Origin of the sequence: Acinetobacter johnsonii ANC 3681 (genome assembly GCF_000368805.1) — a bacterium.
In the GTDB taxonomy this organism is placed as follows: Bacteria; Pseudomonadota; Gammaproteobacteria; order Pseudomonadales; family Moraxellaceae; genus Acinetobacter; species Acinetobacter johnsonii.
The window spans coordinates 86,455-113,279 of record NZ_KB849705.1; the positions used below are offsets into that span (position 1 = coordinate 86,455).

At 40.9% G+C, this 26,825-nt stretch carries 18 protein-coding genes and 2 pseudogenes; 7 read left to right on the plus strand and 13 right to left on the minus strand.

All coding sequences use genetic code 11. The features are described from left to right. Window positions 1-252 precede the first annotated feature (252 nt). A pseudogene (locus F946_RS16980) lies at window positions 253-489 on the plus strand (IS3 family transposase); the annotation flags it as partial. On the opposite strand, the gene F946_RS04700 reads toward F946_RS16980, so the two are convergent. The 3 genes and pseudogenes from F946_RS04700 to F946_RS04710 form a co-directional block, all read right to left on the minus strand. Continuing rightward, entirely contained in the window at window positions 466-1,719 is a 1,254-nt protein-coding gene (locus F946_RS04700) for a CaiB/BaiF CoA transferase family protein (RefSeq protein ID WP_004979659.1), read from the minus strand. The pseudogene F946_RS16980 and the gene F946_RS04700 overlap by 24 nt on opposite strands. A 44-nt stretch (window positions 1,720-1,763) precedes the next feature. Further along, window positions 1,764-3,169: pseudogene (locus F946_RS04705) on the minus strand (MFS transporter). A gap of 235 nt (window positions 3,170-3,404) precedes the next feature. Beyond that, entirely contained in the window at window positions 3,405-4,628 is a 1,224-nt protein-coding gene (locus F946_RS04710) for an acyl-CoA dehydrogenase (RefSeq protein WP_004979665.1), read from the minus strand. Window positions 4,629-4,870: 242 nt separating this feature from the next. Here F946_RS04710 and F946_RS04715 point away from each other — a divergent pair, with 242 nt between their 5' ends. Next, entirely contained in the window at window positions 4,871-5,800 is a 930-nt protein-coding gene (locus F946_RS04715; RefSeq protein WP_004979667.1) for a LysR substrate-binding domain-containing protein, read from the plus strand. Window positions 5,801-5,826: 26 nt separating this feature from the next. Here the strand turns inward: F946_RS04715 and F946_RS04720 are convergent, their stop codons facing one another. Beyond that, window positions 5,827-6,765, minus strand: a complete 939-nt coding sequence (locus tag F946_RS04720) for a LysR family transcriptional regulator (protein ID WP_004979669.1) — start codon at window positions 6,763-6,765, stop codon at window positions 5,827-5,829. A gap of 203 nt (window positions 6,766-6,968) precedes the next feature. Here F946_RS04720 and F946_RS04725 point away from each other — a divergent pair, with 203 nt between their 5' ends. Further along, window positions 6,969-10,448 carry an indolepyruvate ferredoxin oxidoreductase family protein gene (locus F946_RS04725; RefSeq protein WP_004979671.1) on the plus strand — a complete coding sequence of 1,160 codons (3,480 nt, stop codon included), beginning with the start codon at window positions 6,969-6,971 and terminating at the stop codon, window positions 10,446-10,448. Window positions 10,449-10,608: 160 nt separating this feature from the next. Here the strand turns inward: F946_RS04725 and F946_RS17155 are convergent, their stop codons facing one another. After that, window positions 10,609-10,770: a hypothetical protein gene (locus F946_RS17155; RefSeq protein ID WP_004979673.1), complete on the minus strand. Its 162-nt coding sequence runs from the start codon at window positions 10,768-10,770 to the stop codon at window positions 10,609-10,611. Between the two features lie 180 nt (window positions 10,771-10,950). Then, a complete protein-coding gene (locus tag F946_RS04730) occupies window positions 10,951-11,463 on the minus strand; it encodes a hypothetical protein (protein WP_004979675.1) in 513 nt (170 codons plus the stop codon). A 170-nt stretch (window positions 11,464-11,633) separates the two neighbouring features. On the opposite strand from F946_RS04730, the gene F946_RS04735 reads away from it, so the two are divergent. Beyond that, a complete protein-coding gene (locus tag F946_RS04735; protein WP_004979677.1) occupies window positions 11,634-12,332 on the plus strand; it encodes a DUF1826 domain-containing protein in 699 nt (232 codons plus the stop codon). Between the two features lie 117 nt (window positions 12,333-12,449). Here the strand turns inward: F946_RS04735 and F946_RS04740 are convergent, their stop codons facing one another. Both F946_RS04740 and F946_RS04745 read right to left on the minus strand, forming a co-directional pair. Continuing rightward, window positions 12,450-13,508 carry an asparaginase gene (locus F946_RS04740; RefSeq protein WP_004979679.1) on the minus strand — a complete coding sequence of 353 codons (1,059 nt, stop codon included), beginning with the start codon at window positions 13,506-13,508 and terminating at the stop codon, window positions 12,450-12,452. A 345-nt stretch (window positions 13,509-13,853) separates the two neighbouring features. Continuing rightward, window positions 13,854-14,723: a LysR family transcriptional regulator gene (locus tag F946_RS04745; RefSeq protein ID WP_004979681.1), complete on the minus strand. Its 870-nt coding sequence runs from the start codon at window positions 14,721-14,723 to the stop codon at window positions 13,854-13,856. Window positions 14,724-14,894: 171 nt separating this feature from the next. On the opposite strand from F946_RS04745, the gene F946_RS04750 reads away from it, so the two are divergent. Both F946_RS04750 and F946_RS04755 read left to right on the plus strand, forming a co-directional pair. Continuing rightward, on the plus strand, window positions 14,895-15,605 hold the full coding sequence (locus F946_RS04750) for an AzlC family ABC transporter permease (RefSeq protein WP_035326810.1): 711 nt from the start codon (window positions 14,895-14,897) through the stop codon (window positions 15,603-15,605). Then, on the plus strand, window positions 15,602-15,916 hold the full coding sequence (locus tag F946_RS04755; protein ID WP_004979686.1) for an AzlD family protein: 315 nt from the start codon (window positions 15,602-15,604) through the stop codon (window positions 15,914-15,916). The genes F946_RS04750 and F946_RS04755 overlap by 4 nt, the downstream gene beginning before the upstream one ends. A 62-nt stretch (window positions 15,917-15,978) precedes the next feature. Here the strand turns inward: F946_RS04755 and F946_RS04760 are convergent, their stop codons facing one another. Beyond that, window positions 15,979-18,165 carry a TonB-dependent siderophore receptor gene (locus tag F946_RS04760; protein WP_004979698.1) on the minus strand — a complete coding sequence of 729 codons (2,187 nt, stop codon included), beginning with the start codon at window positions 18,163-18,165 and terminating at the stop codon, window positions 15,979-15,981. A gap of 406 nt (window positions 18,166-18,571) precedes the next feature. On the opposite strand from F946_RS04760, the gene F946_RS04765 reads away from it, so the two are divergent. Next, complete coding sequence (locus F946_RS04765; RefSeq protein WP_004979699.1) at window positions 18,572-20,665, plus strand: TonB-dependent receptor; 2,094 nt, start codon at window positions 18,572-18,574, stop codon at window positions 20,663-20,665. 116 nt (window positions 20,666-20,781) lie between these two features. Here the strand turns inward: F946_RS04765 and F946_RS17160 are convergent, their stop codons facing one another. From F946_RS17160 to F946_RS04780, 4 genes are all read right to left on the minus strand, one after another. Next, window positions 20,782-20,895 carry a hypothetical protein gene (locus F946_RS17160; protein ID WP_010326689.1) on the minus strand — a complete coding sequence of 38 codons (114 nt, stop codon included), beginning with the start codon at window positions 20,893-20,895 and terminating at the stop codon, window positions 20,782-20,784. 205 nt (window positions 20,896-21,100) lie between these two features. Then, a complete protein-coding gene (locus F946_RS04770) occupies window positions 21,101-24,247 on the minus strand; it encodes an efflux RND transporter permease subunit (RefSeq protein WP_004979700.1) in 3,147 nt (1,048 codons plus the stop codon). Next, window positions 24,237-25,472 (minus strand): efflux RND transporter periplasmic adaptor subunit, encoded by a 1,236-nt coding sequence (locus tag F946_RS04775; RefSeq protein WP_004979701.1) that lies wholly within the window; start codon window positions 25,470-25,472, stop codon window positions 24,237-24,239. The genes F946_RS04770 and F946_RS04775 overlap by 11 nt, the downstream gene beginning before the upstream one ends. A 1-nt stretch (window position 25,473) precedes the next feature. Then, a complete protein-coding gene (locus F946_RS04780) occupies window positions 25,474-26,796 on the minus strand; it encodes a TolC family protein (RefSeq protein ID WP_004979702.1) in 1,323 nt (440 codons plus the stop codon). Window positions 26,797-26,825: the final 29 nt, after the last annotated feature.

Here is a 26,825-nt window from a genome sequence, read left to right on the forward strand (position 1 = left end):
ACATGTGCCTTAAGATCTCTAATAGTAGACTTGATCTGGTAATGGTTTATACGAGCGCGATCCATGGTGAAAAATGAAGCCACGTTGCTGGCGAGCGATTCTGTGAAGTAACCATTCTTGTCATTCAATTGTGAATGAACTGAATAGTTAACAATTTTATAGACACCTTGAAGTTAGATAAAATGGCTAATAAACAAGGTGCTTATGAGCAGTAAAAGATACCCAGAAGAGTTCAAAATTGAAGCAGTTAATGTCGCAGAAAGTTTCTTCCAGTTATTAAAGCGGGAATGAATTAAAAAGAAAATTTACACAACTAGGTCTGAAGCGAGGACAGATATCTTTGAATATATTGAGCTGTTCTACAATTCAAAACGCAGACAAGGTTTTAACGGTCAGCGTTCTCCATTAGAGTACGAATTGGAGCAGCCAAATTTAATTGGCTACATTTATCTATTGAATACACATTCAAGCAACCGAATTATCAAGTAAAATATTTATTGAACTATCAATAACACCTTTAGCTTGTAAAAAAGCGAGTTCTTCTCGGGATTTATACTGTAATAAAATCTTTAGTGTATGTTCACCCAACTGTGGCGCAGCATGCTTATATTCAACCGGTGTATTGGATAACTTTATCGGTGAACCAATCATTTTAAATTGATCATTCAACGGATGTGCAACATCCACCACCATATTCCGAGACTGAATTTGTGGTTCATGTAGTACATCTTCTATCGAGTTAATCACCCCGACCGGTACTTTTACTGCATGAATTGCCGCTACCCAATCTTGTGCATTTTTAGTCAAGAAGTACTCTGACAGCAATGGAATCAATTCATCACGATGCTTAACCCGATCCTGATTATGTTGAAACCTTTTATCTTCTAATAATTTAGGAAGTTCAATGGCAATGCACAAATCTTTAAACTGCTTATCATTGCCACAGGCGATAATAAACTCTTTATCTTTGGCTTTGAATGTTTGATAAGGAACAATATTCGGATGATTATTCCCCATGCGCTTTGGAGCAATACCAGAAGTTAAATAATTCATGCCCTGATTGGCCAGTGTAGCCACCTGTACGCCTAATAAGGATAAATCGATATATTGCCCACAACCAGTGTGTTGGCGTGCCAGTAAAGCCGCCTGAATGGCAACGGTTGCATACAGCCCCGTTTGAATATCGACCACAGCTACACCGACTTTTTGTGCACCGCCACCGGGTAACTCATCCTTTTCACCTGTAATACTCATTAATCCGGACATACCTTGAATAATAAAGTCATACCCCGGCTCTTCTGCACGCGGTCCAGTTTGGCCGAATCCAGTAATTGAGCAATAGACCAAGTTTGGATTAAGCTGATTTAAAGATGCATAATCTAAACCGTATTTTTCCAATGAGCCTGCTTTATAGTTTTCAATCACTACATCGGCAGTTTTAGCAATTTCACGAATCAGTTCCTGCCCTTGTTCAGTTGCAATATCGATAGCAACTGAATATTTGTTGCGGTTGGTACACTGGTAATAGCCCGATTCACGGGTGGCAGCACCCTGATTATCCAGCATCCACGGTGGTCCCCACATACGGGTGTCATCTCCCACTTTTGGACGTTCAATTTTAATCACTTCAGCACCTAGATCAGCCAAAATCTGTCCACACCATGGACCTGCTAGTACGCGGCTTAAATCCAGTACCCGTATTCCTTGTAATGCACCCATGTTCTACTCCAAAAGCCAGCAGAGGAAGCTGCTGGCCATTTTTATTATTTAGCGGTAATAGTTTTGTTGATTACTTCCACGCTACTCGACGTTTTCTCTGCCGTATTTGTGACCGTCACTAATGAAGATTGCTGTGGATCATACTGCCGTTCACGGATAAACAAGCCTGGAATAACACCCGCAATAAAGTAGGCTGTACCCATTACAATAAATGCCATAGTGAATGAACCACCTGCCGCAATAATCCCGATGGTAGCAGGTGCAATCGCAGCACCTAAACGTCCCATGTTATACGCACCGCCAATGGCTGTACCACGAACATCGGTCGCGAAGGTTTCCGCCATATAGGTTGCATTTACACCGTATGGAATTCCATAGAGGAAACCAAAGGTAATTAATAAATAAGCAATATTGCTTGGTGTATTGTAGAAAATAATCACTGGTAAAAATGCGGCTGTCGCAACTGTACCAAAGACAAAAGTTACCCGACGACCCAATTTATCTGCGGCATAGCCTGCAATAATTTTCCCTAGAATCATTGCTGTATATGCACCTACCATATAGCCTGTTAAAGCTTTGAAGTTCATATTCAGTTCTGTTTCTAAATAGGTTGGCATCCAGTTATTGACACCGTAGTAACCAAACTGTAAGAAAGCAGCCGTAGTCATCCACAGCAAAACATTTTGCGGTGCTGAGTATGGCCAAAAATACGTTTATACACACTTTCAGAGGGAGCCTTTGCAGTGATTGCTTCAGCTGTAGGCTCAATTTTCAATTCTTTACGTTTAAATTGTTCTATTTTTGCTTCCTGCCAAGATGCAGGTTCAGGTACAAAACGCATGAAAATAAGTGCAAATGCTGCTGGAACAATCGTGACATAAAACAACATACGCCAGCCATGGTCAGGAATAATTGCGCCCGCCAACAACGTCGCCACAATATAACCAATGGTTTGACCTGTCTGTAATGTGCCTAAAACGGTGGTGCGATATTTTGTTGGTACATATTCAGCCATCAGCGTATTACACGCCATGTATAACGAACCTAATCCAAATGCACCAATAAACCGCAAAATCATGAACTGCTCATAACTTTGAGTGAAGCCTAGAATACAGGTCATAATTGAAAAGAAAACCACAGACCAGGCGATAGTTTTGACACGACCGAATTTGTCACATGCCCATCCACCTGTAATTCCACCAAGCGCCATCCCTGCTAGTGATGAACTTCCCAGCATACCGGCTTGAAATGAAGTTAGACCGAACTCAGCCTTTAAACTGGTTAAGCTGAATGACAACAGCATGATGTCGACACCATCAATTACCAGAGAAATAAATGCAAAAACAAATGCAATTTTCCAGGTGTTTTTATGAATACGGCACACTGTACCTATATTAGATGGTAATTTTCTGCTGAGCGATCCTGCTTCGGCTTGTATATCATTATTCATTTCCATATCCCTCATTTTCCCAAATGAGTCATCGGCAGTCCTATTATTTCTCTACATTTGCCTTAGGTTCTTTATTATTTTTCTATCGTTCCATTTGAACTTTAAGCTTGCAAACGCACAGATTTACAAGAATGTTTCACGATGAATCCTTTAATTTAAGTTAATTGTTGATTTTTTTGAGACAAAAAAGTCTCAAGGATGCCTATAAATAAACATCCTGAATTGAAAAACTAAATTAGTTACCGAAAGCGGCAATTCCGGTTTGTGCGCGTCCTAAAATTAACGCATGCACATCATGGGTACCTTCATAGGTATTAACTACTTCCAGATTAACCAAATGCCGTGCTACGCCAAACTCATCAGAGATCCCATTACCACCCATCATGTCACGTGCCAGACGTGCAATATCTAGGGCTTTACCACAGTTATTACGCTTAATTAAAGATGTACCTTCGACTGATGCAATACCTTCATCTTTCATACGACCAAAACGTAAAACTACCTGTAAACCGAGTGCAATTTCAGTTTGCATATCGGCCAGTTTTTTCTGGATCAACTGATTAGCAGCAAGTGGTCGGCCAAACTGTTTACGATCCATAGTGTATTGATGTGCCGTATGCCAGCAGAACTCTGCTGCGCCCATGACCCCCCAAGCAATCCCGTAACGCGCACTGTTCAGACAGGTAAATGGACCTTTTAAGCCACGTACTTCTGGAAATGCATTCTCTTCCGGTACAAACACGTTATCCATTACAATTTCACCAGTGATCGATGCGCGTAAGCCGACCTTGCCATGAATCGCAGGCGCTGAAAGTCCTTCCCAGCCTTTTTCCAAGATAAATCCGCGAATATCACCGACTTTCCCCTCAGAGGATACTTCCTTGGCCCAGATCACGAATACATCTGCTATCGGACTATTGGTAATCCACATTTTTGCGCCAGTTAAGCGGTAGCCACCATCGACTTTTTTGGCACGGGTAATCATGCTGCCCGGATCCGAACCATGATCAGGTTCAGTCAGGCCGAAACAGCCAATATATTTTCCTGTGGCTAATTTTGGTAAATACTTCTGTTTTTGCTCTTCAGAACCAAATTCATAAATCGGCACCATGACCAGTGAACTTTGTACACTGGCCATTGAACGATAACCTGAATCGACTCGCTCGACTTCACGTGCAATCAAACCATAGCTGACATAATTTAAACCAGCACCACCGTACTGTTCAGGAATAGTTGGACCTAGCAATCCTAATTCACCCATTTCACGAAAAATAGCAGGATCAGTTTTTTCATGGCGGAACTGCTCTAATACCCTTGGCATCAACTTGTCTTGACAGTAAGCAGCTGCTGCATCACGAATCATGCGCTCTTCTGAACTGAGTTGCTGTTCTATTAGGAACGGGTCTTGCCAGTTAAAATTTGATTTACTTACTTTCTTAGAATTTACCATTTGATTCATAGTGTCCTCACCAACCTTTAAGTCCATGTGTTGTATTATTCTTGGATTGACTGTATGCGTGAATAGTCTTTCTTTCAAACAATAAATATGCATGCAGTTATGCATTTTCCGCATACTTTATTTAATTTAAAATTCTTAAACTTAAATTATCAGGATGATTGAAGGTTTTTATACTTAAGTTGTATAGTCATAACATAATGATATGTAATTTATTGATATCTTAATATTTTCAAGGATGATATATGCGTCGCAAAATTCCTTCTTTGCAAGCACTTTTATGTTTTGAATCGGCAGCACGTCATGCTAGCTATACGCATGCATCACAAGAACTATTTTTAACTCAAAGTGCTGTTTCGAGACAAATACAACAACTAGAAAACTATTTAGATGTTCCTTTATTTACTCGAACACGCCATGGAGTAGAACTAACATATGTAGGCCAGCAATATTTCAAAAGTATTACGCCCTATCTAAAGGGATTAGAACAGACCACACTAGATGTTATTGCGCACAAAGGACAAGGAGGTACTTTAAAACTCGGGGTAGTGCCTACATTTGCTACACGCTGGTTGTTGCCAAAGTTACAAACCTTTAATCAACTTTATCCTGAAATTACTGTCCATTTAGAAACTAGTACACGACCTTTTTTATTTAATGACCATATTCTAGATGCTGCTATTTATGCAGGTACACCTCAACAGGTTGAACAATGTCCTGGCACATGTAGCCACTTTTTAATGCATGAAGATGTGGTTGCCGTATGCGCACCTAGCTTAATTATACACTATTTTCCTGATGCTACGATGATTAATATCAATAGCTTTGATTTAAGTGCACAACAATTAATAGAACTTCCGTTGTTACAACAAACGACAAGACCTCATATTTGGGAGGAATGGTTTAATCTCCATCCAATAAAGCACCCTAACCCTAACCATGGTCAACGTCATGAATTATTTTCAATGTTAGCCGTTGCTGCTAATCATGGTATGGGAATGGCGTTAATTCCACAAATGCTTATCAAAAAAGAATTACAAAAAAAGGAATTAGTTATGGTTTCGACTAAAAAACTAGAAAAAAAGCGAGCTTATTATTTAATACATTCTAGTCAGGAAAACTCACCACTTATTGAAAAATTTGTTGGATGGATACAACAAGAAGTGAAAGAATAAATTGAAGATTATGGACACTGCATGCATTATAAAAAATACTCTGTATCACTCTGAATTTTAGGCGAAATATGCTGCTCAACCCAGGTTAACCATGCTCTTGTTTTAGCATCAATAAAATGACGTGATGGGAGTAAAGTATAAACACCAATATCAGGTGATCTCCAATCTGCTAAAACACGGCGCAATCGCCCAGTACGTATAGCCTCAATCACAGCAAAAGTTGGAAGTAATGCGATACCCATATCTTGTTGCACCATGTCTAATAATAGTTCTGGTGTGTCAGCAATCAACTGCCCTGTAATATCGATTTGATATGAACAACTGTTTTCACTGACTAGATGCCATTGCGGTGTAATAGATGGATTCACCAATTTTAAACATGCGTGTTTTTGTAGATCATCTAATGATTTTGGTTCGCCATATTTTTCTAAATAGGCTGGCGATGCGCAGAGTAATGAAAATATTGTCCCAATGCGACGAGCTACAAATCTTGAGTCGGCCAAAGATTCAGTGAGATATAAACTGACATCAATTCCTTTGGCTAAAAGGTCTGGTACATTCTGCGAAGTACGGTATTCAACCGTAAGCTCGGGATAGGTTTGACAGAACTCGGCTAGCATCGGAGATACATAATGATGACCAAAACTGGCCATACTCAAAACACGTAACTTGCCCTGCGGTTTGCTTGCCATTCCCATGGCTTGAGCTTCAGCCTCTTCCACCATTGCGAGTACTTGACGACATTGCTCTGCATAAGCTGCACCAATATCGGTCAACGCATGCTGTCTGGTCGATCGTTGTAGTAATTTTGTACCTAAACGCCCTTCTAACTCGCTAATGAGTCGAGACACTTGCGCTGTTGTCAGTTCCATCTGCTCTGCGGCAGCGGTAAAGCTTCCACTATCAATGACTTTTAGGAAAGCATGCATTGCATGGAGTAATCCACCCTCAAGATTTTTGCGCATAACGTAAATATGTTTTTCTTAATTACGCATTGTTGCACCAGTCTGGATCACCCACAATGACATTAATGTACATACATTGAACAGTTTCATTGTCTTAAGTTGAACTGATCAATCTTTTTTCGAGTATGTCATTTACTCCAAATATTCAACGGGATGTTGAGAAAAGAAAGTAGCTCGATCTACAAAATTCAAAGGAGATATAAATGAATATAGCGACAAAATTTACCCCAAATAAAATTCCAACCAAGGATGTGTCACTTGAAGATAAATATCTCAGTGATGACGGTACTGCTTATATGACAGGTATTCAGGCTATGGTGCGTTTACCACTCGCGCAAACACGGCGGGATACTTTAAACGGTTATCATACTGCTGGTTTTATTTCAGGTTATCGTGGTTCCCCTGTCGGAAATTATGATAATTTTCTCTGGCAAGTTGAAGGCATACTCAAAGACCAACATGTTGTTTTTCAACCCGGTGTAAATGAAGATCTCGCTGCTACTGCAATTTGGGGTACCCAACAAGCCAATCTCGCAGGGCAAGGTAAATATGATGGTGTAACGTCTTGGTGGTATGGCAAAGGCCCGGGGGTAGATCGTTCTGGAGATGTTCTGCGTCATGCCAATCTTGCAGGAACATCAGAACGAGGTGGTGTGGTTGCCTTCTTTGGTGATGACCACTCTTGTAAATCGTCAAGTATTCCACACCAGTCAGAACACGTGATGATTGGTTGTGGCATTCCAATATTTTACCCGACTTCAATACAACAAATTCTGGATTTAGGCGCACATGCGGTCGCCATGTCACGCTTTGCGGGCGTATGGACGTCGATGAAGTTAGTCAGTGAAATCGTTGAAACTTCGGCTTCTGTTCATGTGGATTTAGATCGAGTCACTCCTGTTTTACCCAAAAATGTTCAAATGCCTGAAGATGGTGTCAACATTCGTTGGCCAGATCACGGCATTCAACAAGAAGAACGTCTTTATCAATATCGCTTGCCCGCTGTATTGGCTTATGCACGTGAAAATCAACTGAATCAAGTGACATGGCATTGTCCTGATGCGCGTATTGGTATTGCAGCCAGTGGTAAAGGTTATTTAGATACGATTGAAGCATTACGTATTCTCGGAATTGAAGGTGAAACGGCTCAACAGCTCGGACTGAGAGTGTATCAAGTAGCATTAATTTGGCCTTTAGAACCGCAAGGTTTGCGTGAATTTGCTGAAGGTTTAGCAGAACTGATTGTTGTTGAAGAAAAACGCCCGATTCTTGAAGCTCAAATTAAAGATGAACTCTATGCGCTTCCTGATGGCAAACGCCCTCGTATCATCGGTAAAGCAAGTGATGGAAAAGGTGAATGGAGTACATCGATTGATGAAGCACCCTTGATTGGTCACTATGAGTTCCAACCTGAACCTATTGCAAAAATGTTGGCAGCTCGATTCTTAAAATTAGATCTTCCAGAAAGTTTAAAAACACAGATTGAAAATAGAGTTGAGTTGCTACAAAAAGCAGAACATGAATCACGGCGTGTTCTGGATATTGCAGAACGTAAACCTTTCTTTTGTAGTGGCTGCCCTCACAACTCGTCAACTAAGTTACCCGAAGGCAGTCGTGCACTGGGCGGGATCGGTTGTCATTATATTGCCGTGTTACAAAATCATGAAACAGAAACGTTCACGCAAATGGGCGGTGAAGGTGTGAGTTGGGCTGGTGCTTCACATTTCACCAATGAAAAGCATATTTTTGCCAATCTAGGTGATGGAACCTATTTTCATTCAGGTTATCTTGCCATACGTCAAGCGATCGCTGCAAAACTCAATATGACCTACAAAATTCTCTATAACGACGCAGTGGCAATGACAGGTGGACAACATGTCGATGGTCATCTCAGCGTGGCACAATTAACACGACAACTCGATGCTGAAGGCATCACAAAACAAGTCATCGTCACGGATGAACCTGAGCTGATTCATGCCGAAGAAGGTATTGCTGCTCATGTCGAAATTTACCACAGAAATGAGCTAGATGATGTCCAACGCAAATTACGTGAGATTTCTGGCGTTACGGCGTTAATTTATGTTCAAACCTGTGCCAGTGAAAAACGTCGCCGTCGTAAACGCAATGCCTATCCTGATATTGCAGAACGAATTTTTATCAATAGTGAGATTTGTGAAGGTTGCGGTGACTGTTCTAAACAATCGAACTGCTTATCTATCGAACCTGTTGAAACCATATTAGGAACTAAACGTCAAATTAATCAAAGCAGTTGCAACAAAGACTTCTCTTGTGTGGATGGTTTTTGTCCAAGTTTTGTCACAGTCCATACCCGCGATATGAAACGTCCAGAAATATTCAAAGGTATAGAAGCTGGCTGGCCAGAAAAACCAATCCTTCCAGAACTAGATCAACAACCCATTCGGATCATGGTTGGTGGTGTTGGCGGTACAGGTGTGGTGACAGCAGGCGCTTTATTGGGAATGGCTGCTCATTTGGAGGGTAAAGCTGCACGTATCATGGATATGGCTGGACTTGCTCAAAAAGGTGGTACAGTTTATTCCTACATACAACTCGCTACAGAAGATGAGCAAATCTCCGCAACCAAAATCCCTGCGGGACAATGTGATGTTTTAATTGGTGCAGATGCGATTGTTGCAGGCAGTAATGCTGCACTTTCTCGTTTAAAAGCGGATGCTGTTGTCATCGTGAATGAAGATAGCTCCCCTACTTCTGATTTCCTTCAATCTCGTGATTGGTATGCGCCAATTACAGATTTGATTCACCGACTTCGTGGTCGAACGACTCAAGGAAAACTCACATCTTTACCTGTAACACGTATTGCCACACAAGTTTTAGGTGATGCAATCTTTGCAAATCAAATCTTACTTGGCATGGCTTGGCAAGCAGGTCAGATACCACTTAAACGCGAAAGTATTGAAAAGGCAATTCACCTCAACGGTACGGCTACTGAAAAAAACCTTGAAGCTTTCCGTATCGGGTGCCATTTGATGAGTGACCCTGACTTAGCCAAACGCATTATTGCAACCATACCAACAACGCGTAAACCAACCACGTTGGTTGAACTCATTAAAGATCGTTCAGCTCGTCTGGTCGAGTATTGGAATCAAGACTATGCAAATCAGTATCGAAATCTTGCTGAACAAGCTGCCAAAGTATTACCAGAAGAACTCGCTGGAACCATTGCGACACAGCTCTATAGGGTCATGGCGTATAAAGATGAATATGAAGTTGCACGCTTACTCACAGGGAAAAGCTTTAAACAATCAATTGAAACCCAGTTTGGTCAAGGTTTACGTTTAACCTATCACTTAGCACCGCCAGCTTTGGGCGCTCATGGCGCCATTCGCAAACGTGCTTTCGGATATTGGATGCGTATTCCGATGATTATTCTTGCTCGCCTACAGTGGCTCAGAGAAACATTCCTTGATCCATTTGCTTTGCAGCAAGAGCGTCAAAAAGAACATGCGTGGCGTGATCGTTATATCGCATTTGTCAAAGCCATCAGTTCTACACCTGAAAGTTATGACTTGTCTGTTGCTGAGCAAATCGCACAATTACCAGCAGATGTACGTGGTTTTGGTCATGTCAAAATGCAAGCGATGGATACAGCAATACAACGTTGGGATGAGCTTTCATTGAGTCTTCGCAAAGAACATGAGTAAAGGAAATAGGTTTAAATAAGTGGCTGATACATGATCAAACTCAGGTTGTATTGATCATGTTCAGCTACTCAATTTTATATATCAACGACTTTTTACTTTGCTAAGAGTCCCAAATTTTAGACAAGAGTGCACCATTAGATAACGTGGACTCTTTTGTGAGCTATTTTTTATTGCTATTAAGCTTATCAAACCAATCCTTTGATCCACCATCAAGAGCTCCACCAACTAACTTAGGACCTGAAACTTTTACAGGTCTTTCTGGTTTGGCAGACGATTGTTGAGTACCACTATTTTGTTGGCTATTGTTACTAGACTTCGTCATGATCAACCCTACATTGTTTAATACTAAAATTACTTTTTACCATTGGGAGTCTTATATGACTTCCCAGAAGCATCTTCCAGAATAAGTGTCAAGTCAGGTCCTTTAACCTTAACAGGTCTATCTTGTTTAAGAGGTTGGGCTGTATTATCTGTTGAATTAGAGTTAATCGACTTTGTCACGTTAAACTACCTTAGTTAAAAATATAAAAAATATAGAAATAACAAAGAATATTCCTGAATGAATAATTTCATTATATCCCTGTTGCATTAATAAAGTTTTATCATGATTTTTATTACGATACCACTTAATGGCTTCATCATATTTTTCCGCAAGATCCCAATAAATTGTTGGCAGCTCATTATCAAGAAAATACTCAATTAGACGATGATCTGAAGGCATTTTTTTAACTTCTTGAAGCTTTAAACTGTTAAAAATAGAAAACCATGCACTACAAAAAGAAAGAAAAGTTAAAACAATAAAAAAAATAATTAAGGCATATGTCAAACAAAAGATCGTATTAGAAGCTCCAATAAATTTTCCAACAATTAATATATAGGCAGATATTACAATAGTTAAAGAAGTTAGATATTTAGTGGCTTTATCTTCTAATTTTGAATACCTCGTTTTTTCATCATCAAACTGAGCCTTTTGATATTCATAAAGCGCCTTATATTTATCTTTATCAACAGCCATATTTTTCTCAAAACTAGTCATTCTGCACAATTATATGCATTTCCCCCCTTATCAATGACATAAGTTTTTGATGAAATACTTAAAGTTTCGAAAATTGCCTTGCTTCATTAATTATTCTTATGATCAAACTAAACGTATAATATTGCATATGGTTTAATATTAAGTCTGCTATGAAAAATCAGTTTTCTGACATCCCTCAAATTGAAGTTGTTTCCTCTTTCTCTGAACTTGTAAACTCCAAATTTCAAGGAGAAATGAATGCACTTTGCTGGCATAGGGATTTGATTGGTGATTTTAAAGAAATTGTGGCTAAACTTGAGTTAAAAGAAAATATTACAGAAGTTTCTATTGAAGATCTTTTAGCGCTACAACTCTCAGAACAAGGAAATTTAGCAAGGGATATTCTCTTAAGTGATATTCAGCTCTTAACTGATTTCGGTGCATCCCCTACACTTAATTTACTAAAATGTTATGAACGTGATGACGAGCTAGACTTTATTTCAACAGATGTATATTCGTTTCATATAGATCGTTCACCCATAGAAACAGATACTTTCTTATGTACCTACCACGGCGCTGCAAGTGATATCGTGCCCAATGATCAAGTAGAACAAAAAGTTTTGATTCCCGAGGTCAGAGAAAAACTCAAAGAACTACATGATGGCCCAGAAGCGGAATTTGAAAATTTCTTAGAGGATTATTTCTTTGATTTGCATTATCAAGCTAAATCCAACGCTAAACCTGTGAATTTATGCTTAGGGAATCTTTGGCGACTGGCGGTAGATCATCCTACACAACAGGTCTTACCTTGTGTACATAGAGCGCCTGTTGAAAAAGATGGCGAGTATAGATTGCTATTGATTTGTTAAATATTTATTCGATATAGAGTCGATGAATTTGATCTATTTATAGACGGTAAAAAGCACCTTAAGTTTTTAAGGTGCTTAGCTGAAAAGCATTACTACTCAAGTTCACAATTATTGATTTTAGTAATCCCAAAAAATGCGTTGAATTTCCTTGGCATCTTTTGTTTTCGTTAAAGCAAGTGCAGCAAGTAATTTAGCTTTTTGCGGGTTAAGATCATGTGCGACGACCCAACCATATTTGTCATCTGGTTGTTCTGCATTTCTAAGAACAAAACCTTGAGGTACGCGAGATGAACGAATAATCTGCACACCTTGTTTTTGTAAGTCTGTTAATGTTGGGACAATATAATTAGCTACGGAACCATTGCCTGTACCTGCGTGAATAATGGCTTTTGCCCCTGCTTTAGCATAAGCCGTGTATGCATCCGGCAACATATTGCCTGAACCGTAAACAATTTGTACTAGCGGTAAGCTATCACCTTTAATATTTTCAATATTAAATTCTGAGCTCTTATTATGACGTTTCGCTGTGTTTCTGAACCAATATGGTTTTCCTTCGACTAAGGTCCCGAGTGCACCCCATTGACTCATAAATGCATTGATATGGATATTAATTGTTTTTGAAACATCTCGTGCTGCAAAAATATCGTCATTCATGAGCACAAAAGTTCCTTTACCTTTTGCACTATCATCGGCAGCAAGTGCAACCGCACTATAAAGGTTCAACGGGCCATCAGCAGAAAGTGCAGTACTTGGACGCATTGACCCGACCAATACAATCGGCTTGTCTGAATGAATCACTAAATTTAAAAAGAAAGCTGTTTCTTCTAGTGTGTCTGTTCCATGTGTAATCACGACACCATTCACATCAGGCTTTTTAAGTAAGTCATTGACTTGCCGTGCAAGGGATAATAATTCTTTATCCGTAATGCTTTCTGATGCAACTTGCATTGCCTGCACACCAGTCACATTGGCAAGGTTTTGAATCTGGGGAACCGCATTTAATAATGCATCCACAGGAACTTTTGCCGCAGTATAGGTTGCACTATTGGTAGAGCTTGCTCCAGCACCTGCAATCGTTCCACCAGTAGCGACAACAACGACATTATTTTTGGCAAATGCTGCACATGGGAGTAATAGGCTTAAACTGAGTGTCAAAGCTGAAATCGTTTTTTTCATAGGTCATCCTTTTTGAGTCATTTTATTCTTAGCATTTTTCATACCATAGTAAAATTACTGGAAAAAGATCGGATTGTATAGATCTAGAAATTGTATTTTTTGTCGATCACATTTCTTAAATGCGATCCATTAGGTTCATCATGAATGATCTGACCTATGCAATCACTCAGCAGCTATGAATGGCTGATATTTTGACTGTGAGTGATATAAAACTTGATATTAAAGCGATTTGAACAGCTCTTGGAATTCGTTGATAAACCAAGTTCGAGCGTCTAAGTCATCACGATGATATTGGCGACTGAGTAAAACACAGGCTTTAATCTACAAAATTTGAGGTTTTGTATTTTAATAAATCGTTGCTTGTCTTAAGGTTTTGATCAATAGCTCATATAGATGATTGACTGCCTTTGAACCCTGTGAGGCACGACTACGAAAGATAGCAACTTCCATTGGTTCTAACGGGCCTAAACCATGTTCAGCGCCTAAAATATCCAAATGTGCAGGTACACTACATTTGGCCAGTACAGCCACAGCGAGGCCACTTTCAACAGCCGCAATTTGCCCGACTAAACTTGAACTATGGTACACAACTTTGTAACGGCGTCCTTGTAAAGCTAGAGAGTGAATCGCGCTACGTTTTGCCAAACTGGTACTTTCATAGACGGCTACAGGCAAAGGGTCATTTTTCCAAATATCAAACTGGGCTGAACCCACCCAAACCATTGGTTCATGGAACAATAATGTGCCCTGCCGTGAATCATCACGTGAAATAAGCGCTAAATCTAAGTCACCTCTTTCTATGCGTGGAATCAAAGACGTAGATTGCTCGCAATAAAGTTCAATTTCAACGCCACCATAACGTGGGGCGAAACGTTTCAAAACTGGTGTGAGGTATTGAGCGGCATACTCATCGGGGACACCAAGTCGAATTCGGCCCACCAGTTCATCTTTATGAAAAGCTTGTTGTGTTTCATGGTGCAAATCTAAAATTCGTCTAGCATAGCCTAAAAGAAGTTGCCCTTCTGCGGTTAACTCAATTTGTCTATGTGATCGAATTAAAAGTTGGCACTGTAGCGCTTCTTCTAATTTTTTGAGTTGCATGCTGACCGCAGACTGTGAGCGATAAAGTTCAGGAGCTGCCTGCGACAGAGTTCCCATGTCTACCACAGTTACAAAACATTTTAACCAATCTATTTGCAGGTCTTTTAAGTTCAAGCCAATCTACTTGTATTCGTTTTTCGAATAGTATACTTGAGTTTTATGCGTTTTTCATTTTTCGTTATTGAGCGCATAATTTATATATGACATATGCTGCAACGTATCTATTTTACTTTGCAAATAATAATTTCGTGTGAATACTCAACCAATAATGAAAAGGAAATTCTTTTGAGTAATACAACTCAAGCGCTTTATAGCCTCAATTCTTCAGATATTTGGTCTGGTTTTAAAAACCTACTACCAATTTCACTTTTCGTTGTTATTTTTGGTGCTGCCTTTGGACTTGCTTCGACACATACAGGCCTAAGTAATGACTCTAGTCTGTTAATGAGTACTTTGGTGTTTGCGGGAGCATCTCAGTTTGCCACTTTAGAGTTATGGGGAGAAAAAATTTCTCTATTTCCTCTCATTATTACCGTCTTTTTTATTAATGCACGTCACTTATTAATGGGCGCTTCGCTTTATCCTTGGTTGCGCCATCTTTCTCCAATGAAAAGATATAGCATCCTTTTGGTGATTTCCGATGCAAACTGGGCGCTATCTTTGCAAGCCTTTAACCGCGGTCAATCTGGATTTGGGTTGTTATTCGGCGGCGGTTTGGCCCTTTGGCTAGCATGGATTATTGGCACATGGCTTGGGTTGTATTTTGGCAATAGCATTCAAAACCCAAATGCTTTTGGTCTCGATATGGTTATGTCTTGCTTTTTATTAGCAATGGTGATTGGTGGGAAAAAGGATATTCGTATTGTTTTAATTTGGATCGCATCGGCCTGTATTTCATTATTGGCGTATTGGTATCTACCCAAAAATAGCCATGTTGTTATCGGTGCACTTGCTGGGGGGGGGATTGGCCTACTTTGGAAAGAGAAAAAAATATGAATATCGAGCTAAGTACCGCATACCCATTGACCATTATTCTAATTATGACCATAGTCACTCTTGTGACTCGTTGGGGCGGCGTGTTTATTATGTCGTATGTCCCTATCAGTGATACGGTTCAACGGTTTATTACCGCTATGTCTGGTTCCGTATTGGTTGCACTTTTAGCACCTATTGTAGTTGAGGGAGATAACGGTGCACGTTTGGCTTTAGGAACTACTTTATTAGTCATGTTACTTGTGAAAAAGCCGTTAGTTGCAATTGCTGCTGGAATTATTTCAGCTGCGTTATTTCGTCACTATTTTTCATAACAAGCTAGTAAAAATAAAAAAGGCATATTATTCAATATGCCTTTTTTATTTAAAACTATTTATTAGAAGTTCACAGTCCATGAAAATTGTGCTGTACGCGGTGTGCCCAGAAATAAATAGTCATCCCCGAAGAAGCTGCCTGCATCTCGCCAGTATTTTTTATTGAACAGGTTGTCCACATTCAGGCGAAGCATATTGTCATAACCATAAGTACGGAAGTTATAAGCTGCACCCGCATCGAATACGGTATAACCTGAAACTTTAACCGTCCCTGTTTTGTTGGCATATTTACTGCTGCTGTATTGCATACCTGCGAGTAAACGTAAACCTTCTATTTGAGGCATTTGATAAGACACATGACTGGCAAAATGAACCGTTGGTACGTTTTGAGTTTGATGCCCTTTATAAACATCTACCTGTATATCTTCCAAACGTGAACGGGTCAGTGCCAAAGTCGATGTCATATCTAGATTTTCAGCAACGCGACCTTGCAAGCCCAATTCTAAACCTAGATTATGCTGTTCACCATCGGTGACATAGTAATTGTCTAAGTTGGTATATTGATGATCTTGTGTTAAGTCAAACAAAGCGGCAGTAAACAGTAGCTCTTGCCATTGCTGTTTAAGACCTAACTCATATTGAGTTGAGCGTCTTGGTGCTAAGGTAACATAAGCGTTATCTGTATATGCAGGCGCTTGACTGCCGTCGCTGATTCCTTTTGCATACGAAGCATACAGATGAGTGTTCTGCCAAGGCTGATACATTAACGCAAGCTGTGGCAAGAAACGATTAAAGTCGGTGTCACGAATACTGTTGCCATCTGCAGAATAGGCACTTTCATTTAAATGTAAAAGTTTACCACCCAACAAAACTGACCAAGCATCATTAAATTCAATTTGATCCAACACATTGAGAGCCGTTTGTTGACTATCTAACGATTTGTAATGATTACCTAAGGCTTTATCCGTAGGCGTATAGCTAATAGGATCATCATAAATATTTCCTGTAGATTCAGAGTCCTTAACTACTGGTAAGTATATAGCATCATATTGAGTATGGCGTTTATAAGCATGGGATAGCTCTAAACTCAGGTTATGTTGCCATGCTCCAGTGTTAAACTTCCCGTTCAAGCCTGTTTTAAATTGATTGGTTAAATAGCTATCATCTGGGCTGCGGAAGTCATAAATGTCATAGTTCCCATTTTGGTCAAAACTATTACCTAGACCAGAAGTTTGACACACACTGCTGTAACACCCCCAAGCAAAGGCTGAGTAATCATCTACAACTACACGACTTTGCGAAGCAGACATATTGCCGCTCCAGTTATCATTGATTTGATAGCTGTATTTCAGACTCGTATTTAGACTTTCATTTGTGACAGGTTTGCTCCAGCTTTGATAGCCCAGTAAACGATCCCATTTCACTCCTGTCGGTACAGTTTTACCATCAAGTAGCTGATAACCTGGTACCGAACGCTGTTTTTGACGCTGTGATTCAAGATCAAATTCGAGTTTTGAACGATCTGAAATTTTCCAGTCTAAAGCCAAGGAACCAAACAAACGTTTTCCATCGGCATGTTCAACATAGGGGTGAATGTCTTCATAAGCTGCATTCACACGATAACCAAACTGTTGATTGTCACCAAACCATCCACCAAGGTCAGTCGCCACACGGCTGCCGCCATGACTGTCTGCTTCGATGGTTAAAGATTGGACATCTTTGGGGCGTTTGCTCACATAGTTCACCACACCGCCCGGCGTTGACATCCCACTTTGAATCGCACTCATGCCTTTTAGGATTTCAACTTGCTCTTTATTTTCAAGCGCTACATTTTGCTCACCGCGTAGCAAATTACCGTTCAGTAAATAACTTGATCCCGCATTTAAGCTAAATCCACGCATCACAAAGTTTGCATAGTAACCAATGGGTGCATAGCCATCCCCAACGGACGCATCGTTCTTTACCACATCGCTCAGTGTTTTCGCATGTTGATCTGCGATCAGTTCAGCAGTAACGGTGTGAATAGATGCAGGAATGGCTGCAAGGTTTTGCTGACCAAACCCAGGCAAATTAACTTTGGGTTGATAATAAGCCAGTTGTTCAGTTTGAGCAGTGGTTGTAATGGTTGCAAGTTGTTCCACATCACTCTCTTCTGCCGCATGTACCCATACCGAGTTCAGCCCTAGACATGAAAATGAACCAACCGCCAATAATGCTTTTTGTAAACGAGAAAATGGATACGTTTTCACAGTCGTTGCTAACCCCAAAAGATAAATTTACAGCCTGAATTTTGCGGCATGAGTATTCACAATTTTTGTAGAATGAACAAGCACATTATTCAACATATCTCAGCTTTTTTTAAATTATTTGGCGATAGCTTTCAGTGTGAAGATTTAGAAATTGAGTTTATAGTTTAACCACCTGCTTTTAAATTATAACGTTGATCTGCGTTCCATATCTTCAGTCGTATTTGATACAGCATATGGTATTGGGACTTTAGCTGACTTGAAACAGTGTATTGTGGATTGGAACCTAAAAGCTTAGGTTGATTTATTTCATTTTTTTAAGACATTTTTCAATTTTAGAGTGATTTTTTAACTACAAACTCATTAAAATGTTATAACATAACAATACAAATTTAAACTACTCTCCTTCATGATGAATAAATTCTCTCTTTTTTCCTCAAGCATATATTTAAGCCTGCTGAGTTCTTTCACTTGGGCCGAAACTTCAACAGAAGTACTCCAGACCATCCAATTACAAGCCGAAACTGAGGATGAAAGGCTTCAACAAAGCACAGCAATGACTAAGTTTTCCCATGACATATTAGACGTGCCATTTAGTCGAAGTGTGTTATCCAAAGCGTTAATTCAGCAACAAGATGTGCAACGTATTGACGATGCATTAACACAAGTGAGCGGGGTCTATAGTCAAACCAATTATGGTGGCGGCTTTTGGGATAACTTTTCATTTAGAGGTTTTAGTACAGACCCCAATATTGGGGCACAAATCATAAGAAATGGCCTTAGTGTCAACCGTGGACTCAGTGCTCCGCGAGATATGGTGAATATTGAATCCCTCGACTTTTTAAAAGGCCCAATGGCTGCGCTCTATGGCCGCGGGGAAGCCGGCGGTCTACTGAATATCAACACTAAAAAGCCTGAATGGGAAAGTTCTTCAGAAGTTAATTTACGTGCCAATAGTTTAGAAAAATACCGTGCTAGTTTTGAACATACTGCCCCAATCAGTGATACTGTGGCTTATCGTATTGCGGTCGCACATGAAGATAACCAAAGTTTTCGTGATCATGTGCAGAGTGAGCGTTGGTTTTTCTCCCCCCAACTCACATGGAAAATTTCAGATTCAACCCAGTTAGATTTTGACAGTGAATTTACCCGACAAGATGGAACCTTCGACCGTGGTGTAAGTAGTTATCAAAAACAATTTGTGATGGACCCTAAAACATTTACAGGCGAACCTGATGATGGTGACCATATTCAAAAAGATCATTTCTATCAGCTTCGACTTGCACATCAGTTTAATGATGACTGGAAAATGAATAATGCTCTCAGTGTGAAAGATACTCAGCTCAAAGGCTTTTCCAGTGAACCTCGTCGTATTCAAAGTGATGGACAGACATTAGAGCGCCAGCGTCGCTACCGTGACAATAAAAGTGATGACATTCTCTTTCAAACTGAAGTTCTTGGGACCATACAACAAGACTGGGTCCGTCATGAAGTACTTTTGAGCACTGAACTTGGGCAGATGAAGTACCGTCAATTACAACTGCGTCGAAACCACAGCAGTAGCGTGCCAAATAGCATTGATATCTATGATCCTATTTATGGACAATACTTACCCGAGCTTCCACTTTTCATTAACACCGAAGAACAGCAACGCTATTTTGCACTGAATCTACAAGATCAAATTTTCCTCAATGATCAATGGAGTGTGCTGTTTGGAGCGCGCTTTGATCACGTCACCCAAGACTTTCAAAATAAACTTGCAGGTACATCTAATAAAAAGGATTTACAACAAACCAGTCCACGCTTGGGTTTAAACTACCGACTGAATGATCGTTGGTCATGGTACGCCAACTATGGAGAATCCTTTGCGCTCAACAGTGGCATAGACCGAAACGGCGATGTGTTTAATCCTGAAAAAGGCAAAAGCTATGAGATTGGTGGGAAATATCGGATTACCCCACAGAGTTTGCTGAGCTTAGCCCTCTTTAAAATGGATAAAGAGAATGTTCTAACCACAGATCCAGCAGATAGTAACTATCAAATCACCGCTGGAGAAGTCTCAAGTAAGGGGCTAGAGCTCGATCTAGAGACACAGCTCAATGATCAATTCTCTATACGTGCCAATTATAGCTATACAGACGCTCAAGTGGAAAAAGACCAGAGTCTTGCTAAAGGTTCACGACTCAGCAATGTACCAAAACATAGTGGTTCTGTTAGCAGCAACTATGAATGGAACCTTGCTAATGCAGACAAAGTTGGGCTCGGTGCAACGGCAATCTATGTGGGCAAACGTAGTGGACACAGTACAGATAATGGCTTCAACTTACCTGAGTACACGTTGTTGAATCTAAATGCTTATTATGCGCCAACAGATCAGCTACGTTATCAGTTCAATGTGCACAATCTCTTAGACGAAACGTACTATGTTGCAAGCTATAGCGATATGTGGATTCAACCTGGCGACCCGTTAAATGCATCTATCTCGGTACAATGGAAGTTTTAAGGTTTAAACAACCAGACTTGTCTCGTTATGAGTCGAGTCTGGTAGTCAGAAAATTAAGATTCTGATTAGTTTTTGAAGTATTAGCTGCCTTAGTTTTCTTTAGCCTTACTATGTACTTACTTCAAAAAGTATTCCCAAATGATAAATCCAAGAAAAAATCCAAGAAACGAATATAAAGTAATGATAAAGAATACAAACCAAGCTCTATTTTTCTTCAGTAAAAAGTTCATTTTCAATACCTCAACGCTCTATCTATATTCATTATTCTAAGGTTTCCTATACGAAAGGACAGATACAGTTCTTTGTGAAAAAAATATAACAGACTATAACAGATTTGCCATTTTAAACGCCCAAAAGCGATCAGACCGATATCAAGTACTATATAAAAGCATGAGGAGACTATTTTGCCTCCCCATGCTTCAGTGGATTAAAGGATTAAACTTTCGTTTCTTTTTTTGCATTCATCCAACGATACAACACTGGCAATAGCACCAAGGTCAATAACGTCGAAGAAATAATTCCACCAATCACTACGGTCGCCAGTGGACGTTGGACCTCTGCCCCTGTGCCCGTAGCAAGCGCCATGGGAACAAAACCTAAAGACGCTACACAAGCGGTCATTAAAACAGGCCTTAATCGCAAAATCGCTCCCTGCCAAACGGCTTCATGTAAGCGGTATTGCTCTCTTAGCTCTTTAATGAAGGTCAGCATGACCAAACCATTTAAGACGGCAACCCCAGACAAGGCAATGAAACCAATACCCGCCGACATTGACAAAGGAATGTCTCTTAACCACAAGAAAAGCACACCACCAGTTAAGGCAAATGGAACACCAGTGAACACAAGCAAGCTTTCTTTGACGTTATGGAAAACGGCCATCAGCAAAATAAAGATCGTCAGTAACGCCAGTGGAATCACAATCTGCATTCGAGCCTGTGCCGAGGCCAGATTTTCAAACTGACCACCATATTCAATCCAGTAACCACTTGGTAGAGGATACTGCTTAAGCTGACTTTGTACTTCTGTGACAAAAGAGCCCAAATCACGCCCTTCCACATTCGCCGTGACAATCACACGACGTTTGCCATTTTCACGGCTGACTTGGTTAATGCCATCCATCATTTTTACAGTGGCAATATCGGTGAGCAGAATGCTGCCACCATTTGGAAGCTGTATTGGCAGTTGCACAATCCCATTGACACTACGATCTTGCTCACTGAGTCGAATCACAAAGTCAAAACGGCGGTCGCCCTGTAAAATTTCACTGACATTTTGTCCGCCAATGCTTGCTGACACATAGTCTTGTATGGTTTTGACACTTAGGCCGTATTGAGCCGCCAAGCTTTTATCAATTTCCACATTGAGCAAAGGTAAACCCGACGTTTGTTCAACTTTAACGGCGGTACTGCCTGAAACCTGTTGAATCAATTTACTGATTTTTTCAGCTTCCGCATTTAACACTTGCATGTCATCGCCAAAGATTTTGACACCGACATCACTACGTACACCCGATATTAACTCATTGAAACGCAGTTCAATTGGCTGAGAAAACTCACTGTTGTTCCCGGGCAATGTAGCTAAATAGGCCTGCATACGGCTACGCAGTTCATCGAGTGATTCTTTTGGATTTGGCCATGCATCACGGGGTTTCAGCATGACATAACCATCTGAAATATTTGGAGGCATTACATCGGTCGCCACTTCAGCTGTGCCTGTTCGCGCAAAAATAGCATGTATTTCAGGGAATTTCTTCAGAAGTAGCTTTTCCGTATTTTCCTGAATACGAAGCGATTCTTCTAAGCCTGTGCTTGGAGAGCGCAGTTGCTGTACAGCAAAGTCACCTTCACTCAGTTGTGGTGCAAACTCACTGCCGATACGCGTTGCAAGTAATCCCGTCAACATCAATAAGCACAATGCGAAGGTCAAAACCACTGCTTTATACTGATAGGCACAGTCCAATACTCGCTCATATCGCTCTTTTAGCCACAGCATCCAACGGCTTTCAGTTTCTTTGATGTCACCTTTGACAAAAAGTGCAACAGCCGCAGGTACAAAGCTGATCGACAAAATAATGGCCGCAACGAGTGCAAGTACAACAGTCAAAGCCATTGGGTGGAACATTTTTGCTTCTACACCCGTCAGTGCAAAAATCGGTAAATACACCACTAAAATAATCAGCTGACCAAAAATGAGTGGACGGCGGGCTTGGCGCGCAGCCAAAAACACTTCTTTAAAACGTTCCGACTGAGTTAACGGTCGTTTGAGCAGTTGTTGTGCATGGGCTAAACGGCGAATACAGTTTTCAACAATCACCACTGCACCGTCGACAATAATACCGAAATCCAATGCCCCTAAACTCATTAGGTTGGCACTGATGTTCTGCTGTGCCATACCCGTTAAAGTAAATAGCATAGACAGTGGAATCACACAGGCTGTAATTAACGCAGCACGAATATTACCTAAGAATAAAAAGAGGATCACAATCACCAAGATTGCGCCTTCAACCAAGTTCTTTTGCACCGTTTTAATGGCTTTTTCCACCAAGGTCGTGCGGTCATAAACCGTTTCTATTGTGACACCTTGCGGTAAACTACTTTGCACCTCTTGAATTTTGGCATCTACAGCTTTAGACACCGTTCGACTATTTTCCCCCATCATCATCATAGCGATGCCGAGTACAGCTTCTTCGCCGTTATAGGTTGCGCCTCCTGTTCGGAGGTCATGATCAATTGAAACCTGTGCAATATCCGCGACACGAATGGGGTTCCCATTTGGGCTGGCAACCGTTGTATTTTCAATGTCTGCAAGACTGTTGAGTGTCCCCGGAACACGCACTGTGAGTTGCTGACCATTTTCCTCAATATAACCCGCTCCACGGTTTTCATTATTTTCCTGTAAAGCGGTTTGCAGTTGGCTTAAGGAAATATTTAACTGTTGCATACGGTTTAAGTCGGGAGCAACCACATAGGTTTTGTTAAACCCACCAATACTGTTGACCTCGGCCACCCCCGCAACACGTTGCAATTGTGGACGAACGATCCAATCTTGGATCTCCCGCAAGTCCATCGCGCTATAAGTTGTACCATCGGCTTTTTTTGCACTCGGTTCGGCTTTAATGACCCATTGATAAATTTCACCTAAACCCGTCGAAACTGGTGACATGGTTGGGGAAACATCGCTAGGTAAATCTGCTTTGACCTCTTGTACCCGCTGATTAATCTGCTGACGTGCCCAATAGATGTCTGTACCATCCTCAAATACAATAGTAACTTGGGACAAACCATAGCGTGAAATCGAACGAGTCAGCTGTAAATCTGGAATACCAGCCATTGCAGTTTCAATCGGATAGGTAATCCGCTGCTCAACCTCCAGTGCGGTAAAACCATTGGCTTGGGTATTAATTTGTACTTGCGTATTGGTAATATCGGGCACTGCGTCGATCGGCAGTTTTTGATAGCTATAAACTCCGACCGCAATCCATGTACAGACAAAGAGCATGACCCAAATTGCATTTTGAATAGAGAACTGAATAATTCGTTCAAACAAACCCTCAGGCTTGGGTAAATCATGATTAGTGTGCATGATCAGCCTCGCCTTTTTCTAGTTCAGACTTAAGGACAAAGCTGCCTTGACTGACATAGCGTTGTCCTGCTGTTAGGCCTGAAATCACTTCCACCCATTGAGCGTCATTTGAAGCTTGCCCAAGTTGAACAGGCTGCGCTTTCAAATGCACTTGTCCTTTTTGTTCAGCGTCGACCACAAATACCGAAGTTTGACCTTCAATGTTTTGAATAGCACTTTTATGGACGCGAAGCACTGTTTTTGAACTGGTATTGTCTAAAAAGATATTCACTAAAACATTTGGACGTAGTTCAGCCGCTTGGCTTTTTAATTTAGCACGTACCACCAAACGTCCTGTTTGCGCATCGGCTTGAGAAGTTAAGCTTTGGATGACGGCTTCATATTTTTGCTCAGAAGCATTCGGCTTAAATGTCAGACTCTGATTGGCTTGTAACTGACCTGAGTACTGAGCAGGCAGATTAAACTCAAGCCATAACTCTTTAAATTGTTCAATCACAAAAAGCTGATCGGCCAATTGTACGTTTTCACCCACCACGATATCTTTTTGGCTAATCACACCTGAAATGGGGGCTTTGATGGCAAAACGACCATTTACTCCACCTGTTGCCCCTAGGGCGTTTAAGCGACTTTGCACCGATTGCACAGTAATCTGCGCTTGTCGGTAAGCATTTTCTGCCCGTTGGTAGTCTTGCTTGGCAGAAATGCCCTGTGACCATAACTGCTGTTCACGTTGATAATCTTGACGTGCCAAATCCAAACTGGCTTGTGCCATCCGCAAATTGGCCTGTTGATCGATCAGTTCAGGGACAGACAATACAGCTAAGGTTTGTCCTTTTTGTACGTTTTGACCAAGCTCAACATTCACCTGTTCCACATGCCCACCCAAGTTTGGCGAAATATGAGCTTGCTGATCGGTATTAACCACAAGCTTTCCGGGTAGAACGGTGACTTGAGACACCACACCTTGTTGAGCTGAAGCGATTTGAATGCCTTGCTCTGTCAGTTGCTGTGCCGTCAGTTGAATTTCACCTTCCTCGGCATGTCCTTTTTCTGCCTCGGACTCATCCGCGTGTTCAGATTCTTCATGTTCGGCATGCGCATGTTCATCGGTGGTTTTATCTTTTGAGCTAAACCAAATTCCTATAGCAATAAGGAGTGTTACTAGAAGCAAAAGCCCAATCATCAATGGCTGTGATATTTTTCCAAATTGGTTTTTTAGTTGCATATTATTGTGCTCCGCCAAGGATGAGGTCTTGTATTTGTGCGATTGAATTTTTACTGATTTGGCTATAAGCATCTGAACTACTGATCTGTTCGTAGCTAGTACCTAGGCTAAGGGCTTCTGCGCTCAAAGCAGTCTGCCAAGCTTGACGTAATAACTGCAACTGCCCAAGGCGTATGCTTTGCAGTTGCGAGTTGGCTTGTTGAATGTCGGTAATGGACAGCTTCCCCGCTTTAAAACCTTGCAACGTACGTACTTGAACTTGTTCTGCCAAAGTGGTTTGTTGGCTCATCGAACTGAACTGCTGTTTTAGTCCTTTGAGCTCATGCATGGCATTGGCGATATCTAAAATCTGCTGTTTTAACTCGCGCTGTTGCTGCTGATTCAACAAGCTTTGCTGGCGCTGGACCATCGGAATGCTGTATTGCTGACGGTTAAAAATATTCAGTGGAATATCCACGCCGACACCTAATGTGGTATCACTGCTTTCATTCGGTGCTTGACTCCGTTTCATGCCGACATTTAAGGTCGGATTGGGACGTGCCTGCACTTTTAAACTTTCAATGCTTAAATTGGATTGTTGAATATTCAGGGCATATAGATTTTCCAACAAACCTTCAGCAATATAGCGCTGTACTGTGGCATCGCTTTGATCTGGCCATGGCATTGAGGCCGCATTGAGTTGAAGATCGGCTTTGGTTTCACCCCAAAGGTTTGAGAGTTGACGCTGTGCGACTTGTTCTGCCAGTACTGCTTGTTGGTATAAGCGCTGTATATCTAAACTTTCGATTTGAGCACGTTCATAGTCAACCAAAGCAATACTGCCCGCCTGATAACGTTTTTTGGCACTGTCTAAATTGTTTTGACTGACTTTGAGTTGTGCTGCGTACAGCGATTTTTCAACTTGTGCCAAAGCCAACTGAGACCATGCAAATTTCACCACTAATTGGCTTTGTGCTGTCCACAGTTGTTGCTGTAACTGCCCTTGTTGGTGCGCTGTTTCTGCGAGTTTTTGATTGAGCTTACGCTGTCCAAACACATCTAAGGGCTGACTGATGGCAATACTGAGCTCTTGATCAGTATTTGAACCAAAACCATCTTGATTGATATTTAAGCTAGGATTTTGCCATAGGCCACTGTTTTTGATGTTCAGCTCTGTAATGCTTTGACGCTGTTGCCCAATGTCACTTTGGTTTTGATAGCGCTCTACTTTTGCTAAAGCTTCATCCAAAGTCTTGATCGGTTCGGCAAAACTCCATTGCATCGCGGCTGTTGTTATGCCCACAGCAAGGGCTTGGCGTATAAACGCCTTAAATTGATTCGACATGCTTTTTCCCACTAATTTTTAGAAGAAGT

Excerpts from the sequence above, each read along its gene's own strand:
- F946_RS04765 (WP_004979699.1), top strand. The coding sequence starts at position 18,572 with ATGATGAATAAATTCTCTCTTTTTTCCTCAAGCATATATTTAAGCCTG.
- F946_RS04770 (WP_004979700.1), bottom strand. The coding sequence starts at position 24,247 with ATGCACACTAATCATGATTTACCCAAGCCTGAGGGTTTGTTTGAACGA.
- F946_RS04735 (WP_004979677.1), top strand. The coding sequence starts at position 11,634 with ATGAAAAATCAGTTTTCTGACATCCCTCAAATTGAAGTTGTTTCCTCT.
- F946_RS04775 (WP_004979701.1), bottom strand. The coding sequence starts at position 25,472 with ATGCAACTAAAAAACCAATTTGGAAAAATATCACAGCCATTGATGATT.
- F946_RS04740 (WP_004979679.1), bottom strand. The coding sequence starts at position 13,508 with ATGAAAAAAACGATTTCAGCTTTGACACTCAGTTTAAGCCTATTACTC.
- F946_RS04730 (WP_004979675.1), bottom strand. The coding sequence starts at position 11,463 with ATGGCTGTTGATAAAGATAAATATAAGGCGCTTTATGAATATCAAAAG.
- F946_RS17155 (WP_004979673.1), bottom strand. The coding sequence starts at position 10,770 with ATGACGAAGTCTAGTAACAATAGCCAACAAAATAGTGGTACTCAACAA.
- F946_RS04700 (WP_004979659.1), bottom strand. The coding sequence starts at position 1,719 with ATGGGTGCATTACAAGGAATACGGGTACTGGATTTAAGCCGCGTACTA.
- F946_RS17160 (WP_010326689.1), bottom strand. The coding sequence starts at position 20,895 with ATGAACTTTTTACTGAAGAAAAATAGAGCTTGGTTTGTATTCTTTATC.
- F946_RS04725 (WP_004979671.1), top strand. The coding sequence starts at position 6,969 with ATGAATATAGCGACAAAATTTACCCCAAATAAAATTCCAACCAAGGAT.
- F946_RS04755 (WP_004979686.1), top strand. The coding sequence starts at position 15,602 with ATGAATATCGAGCTAAGTACCGCATACCCATTGACCATTATTCTAATT.
- F946_RS04780 (WP_004979702.1), bottom strand. The coding sequence starts at position 26,796 with ATGTCGAATCAATTTAAGGCGTTTATACGCCAAGCCCTTGCTGTGGGC.
- F946_RS04720 (WP_004979669.1), bottom strand. The coding sequence starts at position 6,765 with ATGCGCAAAAATCTTGAGGGTGGATTACTCCATGCAATGCATGCTTTC.
- F946_RS04710 (WP_004979665.1), bottom strand. The coding sequence starts at position 4,628 with ATGAATCAAATGGTAAATTCTAAGAAAGTAAGTAAATCAAATTTTAAC.
- F946_RS04715 (WP_004979667.1), top strand. The coding sequence starts at position 4,871 with ATGCGTCGCAAAATTCCTTCTTTGCAAGCACTTTTATGTTTTGAATCG.